General features: G+C 60.1%; 13 protein-coding genes. 6 read left to right on the forward strand and 7 right to left on the reverse strand.

Annotated features, from left to right (window positions below; all coding sequences use genetic code 11):
* Positions 1-13: 13 nt before the first annotated feature.
* Together LD28_RS0100820 and LD28_RS0100825 are read right to left on the reverse strand one after the other, a co-directional pair.
* Positions 14-262 carry a YciN family protein gene (locus tag LD28_RS0100820; RefSeq protein ID WP_033115738.1) on the reverse strand — a complete coding sequence of 83 codons (249 nt, stop codon included), beginning with the start codon at positions 260-262 and terminating at the stop codon, positions 14-16.
* A 129-nt stretch (positions 263-391) separates the two neighbouring features.
* Complete coding sequence (locus LD28_RS0100825; protein WP_033135143.1) at positions 392-1771, reverse strand: MATE family efflux transporter; 1380 nt, start codon at positions 1769-1771, stop codon at positions 392-394.
* 120 nt (positions 1772-1891) lie between these two features.
* Here LD28_RS0100825 and LD28_RS0100830 point away from each other — a divergent pair, with 120 nt between their 5' ends.
* Both LD28_RS0100830 and LD28_RS0100835 read left to right on the forward strand, forming a co-directional pair.
* Positions 1892-2749, forward strand: coding sequence for a helix-turn-helix transcriptional regulator (locus LD28_RS0100830; RefSeq protein WP_033135144.1), 858 nt, complete (start codon positions 1892-1894; stop codon positions 2747-2749).
* A gap of 69 nt (positions 2750-2818) precedes the next feature.
* Positions 2819-4513 carry an NAD-dependent malic enzyme gene (locus tag LD28_RS0100835; protein WP_033135145.1) on the forward strand — a complete coding sequence of 565 codons (1695 nt, stop codon included), beginning with the start codon at positions 2819-2821 and terminating at the stop codon, positions 4511-4513.
* A 165-nt stretch (positions 4514-4678) separates the two neighbouring features.
* Here LD28_RS0100835 and ompA read toward each other — a convergent pair whose 3' ends face one another.
* The 3 genes from ompA to LD28_RS0100850 form a co-directional block, all read right to left on the reverse strand.
* A complete protein-coding gene (gene ompA / locus LD28_RS0100840; protein ID WP_033135146.1) occupies positions 4679-5680 on the reverse strand; it encodes a porin OmpA in 1002 nt (333 codons plus the stop codon).
* 312 nt (positions 5681-5992) lie between these two features.
* Positions 5993-7018, reverse strand: coding sequence for a porin OmpA (locus tag LD28_RS0100845; RefSeq protein WP_033135147.1), 1026 nt, complete (start codon positions 7016-7018; stop codon positions 5993-5995).
* Between the two features lie 308 nt (positions 7019-7326).
* Positions 7327-7923, reverse strand: coding sequence for a hypothetical protein (locus LD28_RS0100850; protein ID WP_033135148.1), 597 nt, complete (start codon positions 7921-7923; stop codon positions 7327-7329).
* A gap of 257 nt (positions 7924-8180) precedes the next feature.
* On the opposite strand from LD28_RS0100850, the gene LD28_RS0100855 reads away from it, so the two are divergent.
* Complete coding sequence (locus tag LD28_RS0100855) at positions 8181-8447, forward strand: helix-turn-helix domain-containing protein (RefSeq protein WP_005338367.1); 267 nt, start codon at positions 8181-8183, stop codon at positions 8445-8447.
* Between the two features lie 200 nt (positions 8448-8647).
* On the forward strand, positions 8648-10009 hold the full coding sequence (locus tag LD28_RS0100860) for a sodium-dependent transporter (protein ID WP_033135149.1): 1362 nt from the start codon (positions 8648-8650) through the stop codon (positions 10007-10009).
* A 68-nt stretch (positions 10010-10077) separates the two neighbouring features.
* Here LD28_RS0100860 and LD28_RS0100865 read toward each other — a convergent pair whose 3' ends face one another.
* Together LD28_RS0100865 and LD28_RS0100870 are read right to left on the reverse strand one after the other, a co-directional pair.
* The gene (locus LD28_RS0100865) at positions 10078-10947 is read right to left on the reverse strand and encodes a patatin-like phospholipase family protein (RefSeq protein ID WP_033135150.1); all 870 of its coding nucleotides are present in this window, start codon (positions 10945-10947) and stop codon (positions 10078-10080) included.
* Positions 10948-10992: 45 nt separating this feature from the next.
* A complete protein-coding gene (locus LD28_RS0100870) occupies positions 10993-12537 on the reverse strand; it encodes a sensor domain-containing diguanylate cyclase (RefSeq protein ID WP_033135151.1) in 1545 nt (514 codons plus the stop codon).
* Positions 12538-12735: 198 nt separating this feature from the next.
* Here LD28_RS0100870 and LD28_RS0100875 point away from each other — a divergent pair, with 198 nt between their 5' ends.
* On the forward strand, positions 12736-13785 hold the full coding sequence (locus LD28_RS0100875) for an efflux RND transporter periplasmic adaptor subunit (protein WP_033135152.1): 1050 nt from the start codon (positions 12736-12738) through the stop codon (positions 13783-13785).
* On the forward strand, positions 13785-16901 hold the full coding sequence (locus tag LD28_RS0100880) for an efflux RND transporter permease subunit (RefSeq protein WP_033135153.1): 3117 nt from the start codon (positions 13785-13787) through the stop codon (positions 16899-16901). Before LD28_RS0100875 ends, LD28_RS0100880 begins: the two co-directional genes overlap by 1 nt.
* Positions 16902-16932: the final 31 nt, after the last annotated feature.

The raw sequence follows: 16932 nt of genomic DNA on the forward strand, positions 1-16932 counted from the left end.
TATGCTGGCGAGATCAGCTCAGCTTGTACTTGCCGGAGAGCTGCTGGGCCAGCAGCTTGAACATGTTGAATACCGCCATGGTCTTGCCGGTCGGGGTGCCATCTTCGGCCAGGAAAAACTCCCCCTTGAACACCAGAATATCCCCCTTCTGCTCCACCGAGTCGGCGCGCATGCCGTGGATGAAGTCTTCATGCTCTTTGATGATCTTGTTGGCCATCTCCAGCAGGGCAGTCTCGGTGATCAGCTCTTTCTGTGGTTGCATGCTCGTCTCCTTAAACGACTACTGGACAGGGAAATCGTGGATCCCTGCCTCTGATTGAAGAGGCGCCCAGCATACTGCAAACAGGGTTTTTCTGTCATTGATATGACCCCGTTTTTTCCCGCTTGTGCCTTACCCCATCACCAGATTCTTCAACCAGCGGCGCTGGCGGATCCGGTGCTGTACCAGCAGCACCTTGCTGAGCTCCTCCAGCAAAACAACCGCGACCACCCAGGAGAGCGGCCAGCCCAGCAGAGTGACAGTGACCCAGGCGAGCGGGATGCCGATACACCACATGCCGACGATATCGATGAAGATGGTGTAATTCACATCGCCACCCGAGCGCAGTACCCCGATCACACCCACCATGTTGAACACCTTGAGCAACATGCCCAGACACATGATGCCGAGCACTTGTCCCGCCTCTGTCATCAGCTCGGGGGGCAGGTTGCCGACCCATTGCAGCAGGTTGGCTTGCAGCAGCCAGACGATGATCCCCACCAGCAGCGCGCCAATCGGTGCCAGCAGCAGGAACAGTTGGGAGTGTTGCCAGGCGATGTCGTACTCCTCGGCCCCGAGTCGGTGGCCGAGCAGGGTCGAGCAGGCCACCGCCATCCCGAAGAAGAGGGAGATAAGGATGCTCTCAAGGGTGCCGAGGGTGGTCATGATGGCCAGCGAATCGGTGCCAAGATGGGCGTAGAGAAAGCCGTAAATCAGCATGCCGAACGCCCAGAGCCCGTCATGGAACAGCAGCGGCAGGGCGATCAGGGTAAAGCGCACCACCTCCTTGCGTTTGAAGGCGGCCAGCCAGTCTGGTGCGCGCGGGATCAGCCGTGCCTCATAACGCTTCACGTAGATCAGCAGCAAGGCCGTTTGCAGCAGGCGCGAAATGGTCGTGCCCCAGGCCGACCCGGCGACCCCCATCGCCTCGAAGCCGAAGTGACCGAAGATGAGGGTGTAGTTGAGGATGACGTTGGCGATGATGGCGATAATGCCGATGCGGGTCGGGGCGGCGGCATTGCCCACCGAGCGCAGCGCTGATTCCAGCGGCACTACGATGGCGGTGCAGAGGATGGTGGCACCGGTGATCATCAGAAACTGGTCGGCCAGCAAACGCAGCGCCGGATCCTGACTGGCAAAGCCCAGCACGCTGCCCGGTGATAACACATAGATGAAGGCAAAGGGCAGGGTGACCAACAGGGCGCCCACCATGGCCAGTGCCAGGGAGCGGCGTACCCCGGCCATCTCGCCGCGTCCGAAGTATTGTGCTGCCAATACCGAGACCCCGCCCGCGAGGCCCGCTATCACCAGCAGATTGAAAAAGAAGACCCGGTTACCCAAGCCGACCGCCGCCACAGCCGTGGTGCCAAGCTGGCTCACCATCATGATATCGATGAGGCCGAGCAGGGAGAACATCATGGACTGTAGCGAGACAGGCAGGGCCAGTCGCCACAGTCGGGTCATGAACTCGCGATCGGTGGTTTGTTTTAAAATCGCTTGCCAATAATTCATCGTTGTTAACCGGGTTTGAGAAAAGCAAGGTTTGTCAGGGGTATGATAGGGTCTTATTGGCATGGGCTCACTGTGAGTAGCTCTCGGTTTTATTGTGTAAAACTATCCTGTTGAGGTGTTATGCCATTTATCAGTGAATGTCTGGAGATAGCGCCAGCCTGTGAAGAGCGGATGTTGGGGCGTGAAGGGCTGCCCCTGCTCGGCGAGGCGGGGATCTTTCTGACCGGCCTCTCCCAGGTGCGGGATCACTATCTCATTCGCCGCAATCGCCCCGAGTTCCACATCCTGATGGTGAGTCACGATGAGGGGGGAGCGCTGCTCACCGACGAGGGGGAGCAGCCCATTCCGGCCGGGTCTTTGATTTTCCTGCCCGCCGCCGTGCCCGGCGGTCTCAAGCTGATTGGGGAGCGCTGGCAGATCAGCTGGATTTTGCTCGATGACGTGCCGCGCTGGCAGCACCTGCACCGGCTGGGTCATCGCATCTGGCAGGGGGATGGCGGCGATCAGCTCTACCATCTGCTTAGTCTGATGCAGGGGGAGGGGGTCCGCTCCCCGCTGCAACCTCAACTGCTCAGCCTGTTGTTGGCGCTGCTGGAGCGAACCCTGCAAGGGGAGGTGCGCGGCACCCCGGAGCTGCGGTTACAGGCGCTGTTTCGCCGGGTGGAGGCGCGCCTTGATGAACCCTGGAGTGTCGCCCTATTGGCCCAACAGATGGCCTGCTCTGTGCCCCATCTGCATCGCCTCTGCCAGCAGGTGTTCGGCATGGGGCCGATGGCAAGGGTGACCGAGCTCAGAATGAACAAGGCGCGCCAGTTGCTGCTCTATACCAACTGGCCACTCGGCGAGCTGGCGGCCCGGGTTGGTTACAGCGATGGGGCTAACTTTGCCAACCGTTTCCGTCGTCTGACCGGGCAGACCCCCGGCGCCTTTCGTCGACTGGGTCGCAAACCTTTTGCAACGGATGTGCAAACTCTTTGAAATTAATGACACAAGCCCCTAGGATCGGCGGGTTCCTGCGTCTAGCTAACCGTTTAGGTACCAAGATCCATGTTTGAAGATAATAACCAGAAACGTCCCCTCTACATTCCCTACGCCGGTCCCGCCCTGCTGGAGACCCCCTTGCTTAACAAGGGCAGCGCCTTCACCAGCGAAGAGCGCAGCAACTTCAACCTCGAAGGTCTGTTGCCCCAAAATATCGAGACCATCGAAGAGCAGGCCGAGCGCGCCTATCGCCAGTTCATGGCGTTTGGCAACGACATGGACAAGCACATCTATCTGCGCAACATCCAGGATACCAACGAGACGCTCTTCTACCGTCTGTTGCACAACCACCTGACCGAGATGCTGCCGATCATCTATACCCCGACCGTGGGCAAGGCGTGTGAGGAGTTCTCCAACATCTATCGCCGTGCCCGTGGCCTATTCATCTCCTATCCGGATATGGACCGGATCGATGACATGCTGCAAAACGCCACCAAGCAGAACGTCAAGGTGATCGTGGTCACCGATGGCGAGCGGATCCTGGGTCTCGGCGATCAGGGCATTGGCGGCATGGGCATTCCCATCGGCAAGCTGTCGCTCTACACCGCCTGTGGCGGCATTTCGCCCGCCTACTGCCTGCCGGTGGTGCTGGATGTGGGCACCAACAACCAGCAACTGCTGAACGACCCCTTCTATATGGGCTGGCGCAATCCGCGCATCTCCGGTGAAGAGTATGCCGAGTTCGTCGATGCCTTCATTCAGGCGGTCAAGCGCCGCTGGCCAGACATCCTGCTGCAGTTCGAGGATTTCGCCCAGAACAACGCCATGCCGCTGCTCAACCGCTACAAGAATGAGCTCTGCTGCTTCAACGACGATATTCAGGGCACTGCAGCGGTGACGCTGGGCAGCCTGATCGCCGCTTGCAAGGCCTCCGGTGCCAAGCTCTCCGAGAAGCGGGTTGCCTTCCTCGGGGCAGGCAGCGCGGGTTGCGGTATTGCCGAGCAGATCGTGGCGCAGATGAAGGCCGAGGGGCTGACCGATGCGCAGGCCCGTGGCCGAGTCTTTATGGTGGACCGTTTTGGTCTTATCACCGACAAGATCCCCAACCAGCTCGACTTCCAGCGCCGCCTCTCCCAACCGGTGGAGCGGATCAAAGAGTGGCCGGTGGGGGACAACATCTCCCTGCTGGAGGTGATGGAGCACGGTCGCCCGGACATCCTGATCGGGGTCTCCGGCCAGCCGGGGCTGTTCACCGAAGAGGTGGTCAAGACCATGCACAAGCACTGTGCCCGTCCCATCATCTTCCCGCTCTCCAACCCCACCTCCCGGGTCGAGGCGACGCCTGCTGATTTGATCCGCTGGACCGACGGTCAGGCGCTGGTGGCAACCGGTAGTCCGTTTGCGCCGGTGGAGCACAAGGGCAAGCGCTATGTCATCGCCCAGTGCAACAACTCCTTTATCTTCCCGGGGATTGGCCTTGGCGTCATCGCCTCCGGCGCCACCCGGGTGACCGACGCCATGCTGATGTCGGCCAGCCGCGCGCTGGCGGAGTGTTCGCCGCTGGTGAAAGGGGAGGAGGGCTCCCTGCTGCCGGATCTGGCGGATATCCATCAGGTCTCCCGTTACATCGCCAAGATGGTGGCCAAGACCGCCATGCTGCAGGGCAAGGCGGTGCAGACCCCGGACGAGGTGATCGATCAGGCCATCGATGCCAACTTCTGGCATCCGGAATATCGTCGCTACCGCCGGACGTCGTTCTAAGCCCGTCAGGTCGCGTAAAAAGTGAGATGAAACGAGGGAGGCTGATGCCTCCCTCATTGTTATATAAGGTGGTGACGCTCAGGCATCTCTTTCTGAACGTGGTGTGGTGTCGTCAAAAAAAGAGGCCCGTCGGGCCTCTGGTGTCACACTGTTTTCAGTACGGGATTATTGGGTCACTTGTTGGACACCGGTGACGCGCACTTCTACGCGACGATCCGGCGCCAGGCAAGAGATCAGCTGGGCTTTGGCTTTGACGCTGTTGCACTGGGTACCGGTGACCGGATTGGCTTCACCGCGACCTTCGATGGCGACTTTGCCAGCAGGCAGGCCTTTACCTACCAGGAAGTCGGCGACGGTACGAGCGCGGGCTTCGGAGAGCTTCAGGTTGTAAGCGTCAGAACCGATTCGGTCGGTGTAACCGACGACCACCGCGCTGCCATCTTTCGGCTGCACCTCAACGATCTGTTGATACAGCGTATTCAGCGCTGCGACACCTTCTGGCTTGAGGGTGGATTTGCCAAAGGCAAACAGCACATCAGAGCTCAGGGCGAAGTTTTTGTCGACCACGACCGGCTCGGGGACGGGCTCAGGCGCGGGGGCGGCAACCGGTGCGACATAGGAGGTGCGGTTGGGGTGCAACACCAGCTCCAGGGTCGCGACACTCATGTCGCTCTCCCAGGTCTTCTGCTCGCTGCCCAGATTCCACAGATAGCGATAGCGGGCTTGCACATCGATAAGATCAGAGAGCTTGGCAGTCAGCCCCAGACCGGCCAGCGGTGCGGTACCGTTGTCGCTGTTGCCATTGCCATTGACGTGATTGAAGTAGGCGCCGCCTTCAGCGAACACCGAGAAGATGTCGTTCAGTGGCAGGCGTGCAATGCCGGAGAGGGTCGCGCCCTGGGTTTTGAAGTCGGTTCCGTCAACGCCCGCTTTACCGGCGTAGAGGTAGCCCAGTTCCGCCGCATAGTAGTCGTTGAAGTTGTAGCCGCCGAACAGGCTCAGCGCGGTGGCGTCTTTATCTGTATCCAGGCCATGAACATCATCCAGGTTGTGAGCATATGCCCAACCTGCACCGATACCGGTATACCAGTCATCGGCAGCCTGTGCCGTGGTCCCTGCTGCGGCTAGCGCCAGCGCGATCAGGGTGGGTGCCATCTTGATTTTCATCGTTTTATCCTCGTTGCGTGAGCCCGAGTCGGGCATTCAGTGCACTTTTTTTATTGCTGCGAAAATTCGTCAACAAAGCGGATAGCGGAAAGCTTTTGGACACTCATGATGCGTTGGCGTCATGGACAACAGGCCGGACAAGAAGCGCTTTTTAATGCTTATCCAATACCTTACAGGCGCAACTACTGTATTCCTTTGGGGGGGGACAGGCAAGATAGGGGAGGGAATGGGACCGCTGGCAACAGGGGATCATAGATAAACAAAAGGGGATGCAACAGCATCCCCTTTTCGCAGTATCTGAATCAGGTCAGATTACTTTTGAACTTCTTGTACGCCAGATACGCGAACTTCTACGCGACGATCCGGAGCCAGGCAAGAGATCAGTTGAGCTTTAGCGGTTACGCCGTTGCACTTGGTGCCGGTAACCGGGTTGGCTTCGCCACGACCTTCGATAGCAACCTTGCTGGCAGCCATACCTTTGCTCACCAGGAAGTTGGCAACGGTACGGGCACGGGCTTCAGACAGCTTCTGGTTGTAAGCGTCGGAACCGATACGGTCGGTGTAACCAACAACAACAGCGTTGCCATCTTTCGGCTGGAACTCAACGATTTGCTGATACAGACCGTTCAGGGCTGCAACGCCTTCCGGCTTCAGGCTATCTTTGCCAAAGGCAAACAGTACGTCAGAGTTCAGAGCGAAGTTCTTCTCTACAACTTGCGGAGCCGGAGCCGGCGCTTCTACAACAACCGGAGCAGCTACCGGAGCTACGTAGGAAGTACGGAACGGGTGGTATACGGCTTCCAGAGTAGCAACGCTCTGGTTGGACTTGTAACGTACGCCTTCAACCGGCTGCAGATCAGCCACGTCCCACATGTAGCGGTAACGAGCTTGCAGATCCAGCGCGTCGTTTACTTTGTAAGTCACACCAGCGCCAGCCAGCGGAGAAACTTTAGTGTCGCTCACGGTCAGACCGTCGGTGTGAGCCCAGTAGGCACCTGCTTCGGCAAACAGGGAGAAGTCGTTGCCAACCGGCAGACGGGCGATACCAGACAGGGTGGCACCCTGGTTCTCGTAACGCTCACCTTCGATGTTGCCACGACCAGCGTACTGGTAGCCAAACTCGGTACCGAAGTTTTCGGTGAAGTTGTAGCCTACGAATGCGTTTGCAGCGGCTGCATCTTCAGTACCTTCGTAACCACCACCGTTGATCTTGTTCAGACCGTTGAAGTGAGCAGCACCAACACCGGCACCGAAGTAGATGTCGTCAGCAGCGTGAGCAGCAGTAGCACCCAGAGCAGCCATAGCGATGGCGATCATGGAAGGAGCCATTTTCATCATAAAAAAATCCTCGTTGAGATCGCACGTTGTTCACGTGCTTCGCACTTTGTAATTTATGTAAGCTGCAGGCTCCGCCGTACGGCTGGCGTCGAGTCTGGCAGATGACCCGGCAGTACCGGGTTGCACACTCTCCTGGTGTGTCGAGTGCTCTGGCATGGCACGCAATGCGTGAGAAACCACTGCCAAGCAACTGATGTCATTCCGATGACGAGGCGCACTCTATGCCGAATTTAAAACATGATCAAGCTCACAAATGAGACTTGTGGCAAATTGTGTCGTGTCGTTAACTGGCTGTTTATCCAGATTAATTAGTGATCCAGATAGGCCCTGTGCAATTTCTTTTCAAGTTTCATATAGGCCTGAACCCAGTCGGGATGCGGGTTGGCCGAAGATTCTCTGGCGGCAAAGACCGCGCGGTAATCTTGCTCGGTTGCACTGTGCAAAAGTGGTGTAAAGCTGGTCAGAAAATGACGTGCCAAATAGGGGTCCAGTGGCCAGATATTGAGGATGGCTCGCGCCACAGGCTGAACCGCTGCTGAACAGAGAAAATGGCGGTGTCCCGCTTCCAGCCAGTCAGCCATCTCGCACATGCCGGATTCGGGTACCAGACCACCATCGCCCGGGGTGGTTGCCAGAGCAATAGCCTGACCATTTACCGTGATGAGTTGCTCATTGTTATGCAGGGTGCCGTCGTGGCTGCGCAGGGCAAGGTCCGGGCATGCCTGTTCAAGAAACAGGCTGCAGCGGTCCGGCAGGGCGGCCAGCAGCTCACTGGCATGGCTGGACATCAAGGCCGGAAGCCAGAATGCTTCGGCGCGATATTGTTCACCTTGCAGGCGCTGTTGTGCCAGTTCTTCTGTGTTTGAAACGGGGTGCAGGCGAGAGATAATGCCGGGAAACGCCATACTTATTCCTCTTTATGGGTAGCTGGCGGATTATACGAGTTATTCGGGTGGCAACAATATAGGTTTCTTTTCGAGACTGTTTACCTGAAGCGGCTGAGCGATTACCATCCCCCATGAAGGCAAGGGTTGTCGCCGAAAGGCGCTTATAAAGATAGAGACTCGACCATAACGAGTCCGTACAAAACTGATACACTTGACTACGAGTCGTCGCGAAAAAAAAAGGCGGATTTAATCCGTCAAACGGAGTATGGAACATTATGAATTCAAATATCGTCACTGTTGGCAAGAAGATCCGTCAGATCCGTGAAGCGGTCGGTTTGAGCCGTCCGAAGTTTGCAGATTTGCTGGGTGTTCCTCCCACCACGCTGAAAAACTACGAGCTGGGCTACCGTGAAGTTGGGGGCGCCTTCCTGGTTGCCCTGGCGCACCACCCGGATCTGCACAAGTTCACCCTCTGGCTGCTGGCGGACAAAAAAGTCGCCGAAATTGGCCAGATTGGACCGGATGACCTCGCCAAGGCGTGATCATCAATGTGAATAGAAATGCCGCCTTCGGGCGGTATTTTTTTGCCTGCAAATCAGAGTCCTGCTCTCCGCTTTTTTCTTATCTGTGCTCTATATAGGGCTTTTGCTCAAAACATCTTGGCAAACCACCATAAACCTCAGAAAATTCCGACCCTCAAAACCCGGTTCATCTCGCATGATGCGAAATAAGTGAGACAAGCATGAGTCAAACACCCCCCAAGGCCCGCGACGGCTTTACCAGTAAATTCGGCGTACTTGCCGCTACCCTTGGTTCAGCTGTCGGCCTCGGCAATATCTGGAAATTTCCCTACCTGACCGGTGAGAACGGTGGCGCAGGTTTTCTGCTGGTCTACGTGATCGCGACCCTGCTGGTCGGTTTGCCGGTGATGATTTCCGAGATCATGCTGGGCCGCAAAAGCAAAACTGATGCGGTCACCACCCTGAGCAAGCTGGCTCCGAAAGGCCAGCCCTGGTGGCTGATTGCGGTGATGGGGGTGCTGGCGGCCTTCCTGATCATGTCCTTCTACTCGGAAGTGGCGGCCTGGGTGTTTGCCTATATCTTCAAGGCGATCGACGGTTCCATTCTCTCCACCGATCCCAAGGTGACCGGTGCGGCGTTTGGTGCGCTGATCAGCAACCCGCTGCAGAGCCTGCTGTGGCAGTGGCTGGTACTGGCCCTGATGGGCGGCATCCTGCTGATGGGGGTCTCCAAGGGGATCGAAGCGGTCACCAAGAAGCTGATGCCGGTGCTCTTTATCCTGCTGCTGGTGATCGGTATCCGCAGTCTGACGCTGCCCGGCGCGAGCGAAGGTCTCTCCTTCCTCTTCTCGCCCGATTTTTCCAAGATCACCTCCGCCGTGGTGTTGACCGCCATGGGGCTGGCCTTCTTCAAGCTCTCCATCGGGATGGGCTGCATGATGACTTACGGCAGCTACTTCCGTGATGACCAGAACATTCCGGTCACCGCATTCCGGGTGATGTGCGCCGACCTGTTTGTCTCCATGCTGGCCGGTATCGCCATCTTCCCGGCGGTGTTTGCCTTCGGGTTCGAGCCGACCGCCGGTCCGTCGCTGCTGTTCATCACCATTCCGGCGGTGTTTGCCAGCATCCCGTTTGGTCATCTGTTCATGGTGCTCTTCTTCGTGCTGTCGGCCATCGCGGCCACCGGCGCCATGCTCTCCATTCTGGAAGTGCCGGTCTCTGTGCTCTCCGAGCGCTTCAAGATGAGCCGTCCCAAGGCGACCCTGATCAACCTGCTGGTGCTGGGGGTGGTCGGTTCCACCTGCGCGCTCTCCAACAGCACGATGGCGGATGTGCAGATTGCGGGCAAAACCTTCTTCGATCTGTTCGACTACCTCTCCTCCAACATCCTGATGCCGCTGGGCGGTATCTTCCTCTGCCTGTTTGTGGGTTGGGTATGGGGTGAGGAGAAGATGCGCGATGCTCTGACCAATGGCGGCGAGCTGGCTCTGCCCATCCTCAAGCCACTGTTCTTCATCATCCGTTACGTATCACCGCTGCTGATCCTGATCGTGATGCTCAAGGGGCTGGGGCTGTTCTAAGCCAGGGGTGTTGTCATAGCAAAAGAGCGCCGCAAGGCGCTCTTTTTGTTGGTGCGAGTGACTTGGGATCACAGCAACCCGAGGCGGCCCAGTTCATCCTTGAGCTGTTCGAGGTTGCGCTCGACACAGGCCTCCCCCTCGTTGATGGCATCGCTGGCGCGATGAAAATCCATGATGGAGAAGCTGCCAAGGCGTGGACAGAGCTGGATTTCCGGCGGGTCACCGGCCATCCGGGCGCGGGTAATGCGCTCCTGCATGATGTTGATGGAGCCACTCATCACGCTCCACAGACCGGGGGTGGCTGGCGCGGATTCACCGCGATTGAGCCACTGGCTGAGCAGGCCGCCGCTGCCCGGTTGGTCCGGCTCGTCGGTCCAGGGCTGGTGCATGTCAGTGTTGAGGTTGACTGCAATCACCACCTCGGCCCCCATGGCGCGGGCCAGCGAGATGGGCACCGGGTTGACCACGGCGCCATCGACCAGCCAGCGGTCGTTGACCCGGGTCGGGGTGAGGATCCCCGGCATGCCGCAAGAGGCGCGCACAGACTGGCGCAGCGAACCCTGTTGCAGCCAGATCTCGCGGCCGGTATCGAGTTCGGTGGCGATGCAGGCGAAGGGGATGGGCAGACTCTCGAGATCGGGGTCTCCCAGATGGTTGGCGGCGAGGCCAAACACCTTTTCGCCGCGAAACAGCCCGCCGGAGAGGGCCGGGTCGAGCAGGCTCACCACCTGCAGGCGGGTAAAGCCGCGCACCCATGACTCCAGCCGATCCAGTTCTCCGGCGGCATAGGCGGCGCCAACAAAGCTGCCGATGGAGCAGCCAGCGATCAAATCCGGTTTGATGCCGAGACGTTCAAGGGCACGGATGACGCCGATATGGGCCCATCCTCTGGCGGCGCCGCTCCCGAGAGCGAGCCCTACGCGGGGTTTACGTGGCACGACTGTCCTCCAAAAAGGGGTTGAGGGCTCAGCTTACTCCGAGAGTCAGGAGGCGTCACCCTGCCATCTTTCGCTGCGGTTGCGCCCGTTGGTCTTGGCCTGATAGAGCGCCACATCGGCGCGGCGCACTGCTTCGTGCAGGGGAAGGTTCTCCTGGTGGGGGAGATAGCCGAGGCTGATGGTGACCACCAGCTCGGGCTCGATGGCGGCCCAGTCGTGATCCGCCACCGCCTTTCTCAGCCGCTCTGCCAGTTCGCCAAGTTGCGCGGCGTCACTGTGGCCAATCAGCAGCAGAAACTCCTCGCCCCCCCAGCGGACCAGACGATCCGAGCGCCCAAGCTGCTGCTGGCAGATCTGCACCAGCCGGATCAGCACCATATCGCCCACGGCATGGCCGAAGTTGTCGTTGACCCGTTTGAAGTGATCCGCATCGAACATCAGGATCCCCGGTCGCAACTGTGCCAGCTCGGTGCCGCGCTGCTCCAGTTGCACCAGATAGTGGCGGTTGAAGGCGCCGGTGAGGGCATCGTGGCAAGAGAGGTAGTTGAGCCGCTGATTGAGGCGGTGAGATCTCAGGTTGGAGAGGGCCGCCAGCAGCATAAAGAGGATGGCGAGCAGGGTCGGGGCGGACTGGCAGAGCATGGCCCACACCAGCGGCAGCAGGGTGACGCTGTGCACCAGTCGCAACGGGGTATCGGGGATCGCCATGGTCAGCTGCAATGCCCCTTGTCGCCATTGATATTCGCCGGTTGGCTCGGAGTTTTGCGGCAGCACGGGCTGCTGTGCACTGCTGGCCAGCACCTGATGGTACTGATTGAGCAGCAGGTACTCCCCCAGTGCCGGGGTCAGCTTGTCGAGTTGTTGCTGCAGGCGGGCGAGCAGCACATCCATGCTGATCATCCCCACCAGCGTGCCGTCCTTATAGAGGGGTTGGGACATGGTGACCATGGGGCCGAGCCCGATAAAGTCCTCATAAGGGCGGGAGAGAATGGTTCGCTTGTCCGGGTTGGTGGCCGCCAACGCATCTTGCCAGAAGCTCTTCCGGTAGATGGAGGGGTAGAAGCGAAACCGGCTGGAGGGTTGCCAGGGATAGAGGTAGATAAAGTTCTCGATGCCGGTGAAGTAGACCCAGGCGATCTCGTTGCCAAGGCGCTGGCTGGCGGTGGCCAGCAAGGGGGAGAGGCTCAGGGCCAGATGAATGTGCGCTTCACGCTCGCTGCCCGCTGGCGGCAACGGGCCTGCGCCGGTGAGGTTGCCTGCCAGTCCCGCAGGCAGCTGGGCGGGCAGCTGGTCGAGGGCCAGCCCCTGCTCCGGCAACTGCTGAATATGGCGGTAGAGCTGGCGGGTCAGCGCCGATTGAGGGTCACTGCGTAGCCGCTCCTCGGCCTGACCGCGCATCGCCTCCAGAAATACTTCGGTCTGCTTGAACTGATCCCGCAGGTAGATGGCGCTGTTGAGGGTATCGCTCTGATAGAGGCGTTCTATCTGTTTCAGGCTTTGCCGCAGGGTCAGACCAACCAGCAGGATGACCAGTGCCAGCAGCAACAGGGTCAGGCGTGAGAAGGTGGTTCGGTCGGACATCATCGGCATAGGCAGAGATCTGTGTTTGTGAAGAAAAGTGTGGTTAGTGTATGCGAAGTGGCGTGAAAACAAACTGAACTACACAAAACCCGGTGAGCTTGTCCCGCTCCTGTTACGTTTTGTCACATTTATACATAGTCACGGCATAGTCTGGGGCTAAAATGGCCCCAATCTGGATTTACCCTCTCACTCTTCATGGACTGTTCGATGAAAATGCGTATCTGGCTCGGCTTGGGCCTTCTTCTTATTGTGGCTGCGGGCGTCTGGACGCTGCGTCACAGCGAACCCGCCGCCAAAGCCCCGGCCAGACAGGTCAATATCCGTACCCAAACCGTCAAGCAGAGTCTGGCCGAGCCGACCCTCAAGCTGGTGGGCAAGCTGGTTGCCAACAACTCGGTGGTGATCAGCCCCGAAGTGACCGGCCGCATCGTCAAGATTGCGGTGCAGTCGGGTCAGCAGGTCAACAAGGGCGATACCCTGATTGCACTGGATACCGGCAAGCAGCAGGCTGCGCTGGCCGAGCAGAGTGCCAGCCTGCGCGATGAGAATCGCAAGCTCGACGAGATGCGCAAGCTGGTCGCTCGTGGCGCCGTCACCCAGTCTCTGCTGGATGGGCAGGAGGCCATGGTGGCACAGGTGCAGGCGCGGCTCGATGCGGCTCGCTATGAGCTCTCCCTGCGGACCTTGCGGGCACCCTTTGCCGGGACCGTGAGCCTGATTGATCTCAGCGAAGGGGCGTTGGTCAACAGTGGCGATACCCTGCTGCATCTGGACGAGATCGACAAACTGCGCCTCGATCTGGCCGTGCCGGAGCGCTACCTCTCCCTGCTGCGGCCGGGCATGACGGTCACTGCCACCAGCACTGCCTGGCCGGATCAGCACTTCAGCGGCACCCTCACCACCCTCGATAGTCGCGTCTCCGACGAGACCCAGAACATCAAGGCGCGGGTGATGCTCCCCAACTCCAACGGCCAGCTGCGTCCGGGCATGCTGCTCAATGTCGAGCTGGCATTGCCTGCCCAGCAGCTCACCCTGATCCCCGCCCAGTCGGTAGAGTACGCCGGTGAGCAGCGCTTCGTTTACCGTCTCGAGGCCGATGGCCGGGTCAAGCGGGTGCCGGTGGTACTCGGCGAGACCGAAGGGGAGACCGTCTGGGTCACCGAGGGGCTAAAAGTCGGCGATCGCATCGTGGTCGAGGGGCTGGTCAATCTGCGTGATGGCGTGCAGGTGCGCGATCTGGCCGAGGTGAACGGCTGATGTGGCTCTCCGATATTTCAGTACGCCGCCCGCTGGTGGCGGTGGTGCTCAGCGCCCTGCTCACCGTGTTTGGTCTGGTCGCCTTCAGCAAACTGACGGTGCGGGAGATGCCCGATGTGCAGACCCCGTCGGTCTCCATTACCACCACGTATGAGGGGGCAGCCCCCTCGGTGATGGAGAGTCAGGTCACCAAGCCCATCGAGGATCAGCTCTCCGGCATCAGCGGCATCAAGAACATCAACTCCATGACCCGCAAGGGGCGCTCGATGATCACCGTCGAGTTCAAGCTTGGCTGGAACATGGTGGAGGGGGTCTCCGATGTGCGCGATGCCCTGACCCGCGCCAAGCGCAAGCTGCCGGAGGATGCCGACGACCCGCTGGTCACCAAGGACAGCGGCAGCGGCGACGTGGCGATCTGGCTCAATTTCAGCAGCAGCCAGATGGACCGTACCGCCATGACCGACTATGCCAACCGCGTATTGGTCGACCCCCTGAGTCTGGTGGACGGGGTGAGCGAAGTGGAGCTCTCCGGTGACCTGACCCAGGTGATGTATGTGCGGCTGCGGCCCGCCGACATGGCAGCCCGTGGCATCACGGTGAGCGACGTGCAGGATGCCCTCAAGCGGGAGAACATCGAGCTGCCGGGTGGCGAGATCCGCAACAACAGCATGACCATGGCGGTGCAGATCGCCCGTCTCTACCACACCGCGGAGGATTTCCAGCAGTTGCAGATCCGCACGGCCGCCAACGGCCAGAGCGTCTATCTGGCCGATATTGCTGACGTGGAGGTAGGGGCCAAGAATGAAGACAGTGCCTACCAGCGCAACGGCAAAGAGAGTCTGGGTATCGGTATCGTCGCCCAGTCCACCGCCAACCCGCTGGCGGTGGCGCAGGGGATCGAGAAGAAGCTCGGCGAGATGCAGCGCTTCCTGCCGGAGGGGGCCAAGCTCGAGGTGGATTACGACTCCACCATCTTTATCAAGCAGGCCATCGACGAGGTGTACGAGACCCTGGCCATCTGCGCCGTGCTGGTGGTGGCGGTGCTCTATCTGTTCCTCGGGCAGGGGCGCACCACGCTCATTCCGGCCATCACGGTGCCGGTATCGCTTATCTCCGCCTTTATCGGCGCCTGGTATTTCGGCTTTTCCATCAACCTCATCACCCTGCTTGCCCTTATTCTCGCCATCGGCTTGGTGGTGGATGACGCCATCGTGGTGGTGGAGAACATCCACCACCATCTGCAGCGGGGCGAACCGCCGCTGCTGGCCGCCTGGCACGGCACCCGCGAGGTGGGCTTTGCGGTCATCGCCACCACCGCCGTGCTGGTGATGGTGTTCGTCCCCATCGCCTTTATGGATGGCATGGTGGGGCGGCTCTTTACCGAGTTTGCGATCCTGCTATCGCTGGCGGTGCTCTGCTCTTCGCTGGTGGCGTTGACCCTCACCCCGGCCATGGGCTCCTGGCTGATGCGCCCGCTCGATAAGCCGAATCGGCTGACCGCCGGGCTCGATCGTGGGCTCGGCTGGCTGGAGGGGCACTATCGCCACCTGCTGGCGTGGGTGCTGCGTCGCTCCCGCTGGGTGCCGCTGGTGCTGCTGCTCTGTCTGGGCGGCATCGGTGCCCTGTTTACCCAACTGCCGACCAGCCTCACCCCGACCGAGGATCGCGGTGTCATCTATGTCTTCGTCAAGGGGGCAGAGGGGACCAGCATCGAGCGGATGAAGCGCAATATGCAGCAGGTGGAGTCCGCCATCATGCCGATGCTCGGCAAAGGGGTGGTGCAGGCGCTGAGCTTCAGTACTCCCGCCTTTGGCCGTGGCGGCGATCAGACCGGTATGGTGATCATCCAGCTCACTGACTGGGCCGAGCGCGACGTCACTGCCACCGACTTCTCCCGCTCGCTGGGTGCCAAGCTCTCCGGCATTCCCGATGTGATGATCCGCACCTTCCAGCCCGGTTTCCGGGGCGGCTCCACCGCGCCGGTGCAGTTCGTGCTGCAGGGCAACGACTATGCCGAGCTCTACCAGCAAGGGTTGGCGCTGCAACAGGCGGCGCAGGGCAGCGGCCTGATGCTGAGCCCGGATCTCGACTATGCCGAGAAGACCCCCGAGCTGCAGGTGACCATCAATCGCGACAGCGCCAGCCAGCTCGGCATTCCGGTCTCCACCGTCGCCAGCACGTTGCAGACCCTGCTGGGCGGGACGAGCAAGACCACCTATGTGGACAGAGGCGAGGAGTATGACGTCTACCTGCGCGGCAACCAGACCGAGTTCAACGGTATCTCGGATCTCGGCCGCATCTACCTGAAGGCCGCCAACGGCGAGATGGTCAGTCTCTCGACCCTGGCGACCGTCAAGCAGGTAGCGACCGCCAACCGCCTCAACCACTACCAGCGGCAGAAGGCGATTACCCTGACCGCCGACGTGCACCCGGATCACACACTGGGTGAGGCCCTCGATTTTCTCGATGGCTGGGCCAACGCCAACCTGCCCACCGGCATGACGGTGGATTACGCCGGTGACTCCAAGGATTACCGCGACAATCAGGGGGAGATGGCGATGGTCTTTGGCCTCGCCCTGCTGGTGGTCTATCTGGTGCTGGTGGCCCAGTTCGAGAGCACCCTCACCCCGACCGTGGTGATGATGACGGTGCCGCTCGGCATCTTCGGCGGCCTGCTCGGCCTCTGGCTGACGGGGCAGGAGATGAGCATCTACAGCCAGATCGGCATGATCATGCTGATCGGCATGGTGACCAAGAACGGCATCCTCATCGTCGAGTTCATCAACCAGCTGCGCCAGCGCGGGGAAGGGTTCGAAGAGGCGATCATCGCAGGTTCGGTGCGCCGCCTGCGCCCGATCCTGATGACCTCGCTGACCGCCATTATCGGCGCGGTGCCGCTGATGCTCTCCATGGGGGCGGGTTACGAGAGCCGGATGGCGGTGGGGACTGTGGTGTTCTTCGGGTTGTCGCTGGCGACCCTTGTCACTCTGCTGGTGGTGCCCGCCATCTACCATCTGCTGGCGCGCCACGCCGGCATGACCGGCGCGCGGGATCAACAGGTAGACGAGGCACTGGCCGCCAAGGGGGCAGGGGAGTCGCACCCTCCGGCGCTCTGATCAGCGCCTTGGCCTCAATCCTGACCTGAGC

Source organism: Aeromonas finlandensis, from assembly GCF_000764645.1.
In the GTDB taxonomy this organism is placed as follows: domain Bacteria; phylum Pseudomonadota; class Gammaproteobacteria; order Enterobacterales; family Aeromonadaceae; genus Aeromonas; species Aeromonas finlandensis.

What these genes read in the sequence shown, in the direction of transcription:
- LD28_RS0100820 (WP_033115738.1), bottom strand. Translation starts at nt 262, where the DNA reads ATGCAACCACAGAAAGAGCTGATCACCGAGACTGCCCTGCTGGAGATG.
- LD28_RS0100825 (WP_033135143.1), bottom strand. Translation starts at nt 1,771, where the DNA reads ATGAATTATTGGCAAGCGATTTTAAAACAAACCACCGATCGCGAGTTC.
- LD28_RS0100830 (WP_033135144.1), top strand. Translation starts at nt 1,892, where the DNA reads ATGCCATTTATCAGTGAATGTCTGGAGATAGCGCCAGCCTGTGAAGAG.
- LD28_RS0100835 (WP_033135145.1), top strand. Translation starts at nt 2,819, where the DNA reads ATGTTTGAAGATAATAACCAGAAACGTCCCCTCTACATTCCCTACGCC.
- ompA (WP_033135146.1), bottom strand. Translation starts at nt 5,680, where the DNA reads ATGAAAATCAAGATGGCACCCACCCTGATCGCGCTGGCGCTAGCCGCA.
- LD28_RS0100845 (WP_033135147.1), bottom strand. Translation starts at nt 7,018, where the DNA reads ATGATGAAAATGGCTCCTTCCATGATCGCCATCGCTATGGCTGCTCTG.
- LD28_RS0100850 (WP_033135148.1), bottom strand. Translation starts at nt 7,923, where the DNA reads ATGGCGTTTCCCGGCATTATCTCTCGCCTGCACCCCGTTTCAAACACA.
- LD28_RS0100855 (WP_005338367.1), top strand. Translation starts at nt 8,181, where the DNA reads ATGAATTCAAATATCGTCACTGTTGGCAAGAAGATCCGTCAGATCCGT.
- LD28_RS0100860 (WP_033135149.1), top strand. Translation starts at nt 8,648, where the DNA reads ATGAGTCAAACACCCCCCAAGGCCCGCGACGGCTTTACCAGTAAATTC.
- LD28_RS0100870 (WP_033135151.1), bottom strand. Translation starts at nt 12,537, where the DNA reads ATGCCGATGATGTCCGACCGAACCACCTTCTCACGCCTGACCCTGTTG.
- LD28_RS0100875 (WP_033135152.1), top strand. Translation starts at nt 12,736, where the DNA reads ATGAAAATGCGTATCTGGCTCGGCTTGGGCCTTCTTCTTATTGTGGCT.
- LD28_RS0100880 (WP_033135153.1), top strand. Translation starts at nt 13,785, where the DNA reads ATGTGGCTCTCCGATATTTCAGTACGCCGCCCGCTGGTGGCGGTGGTG.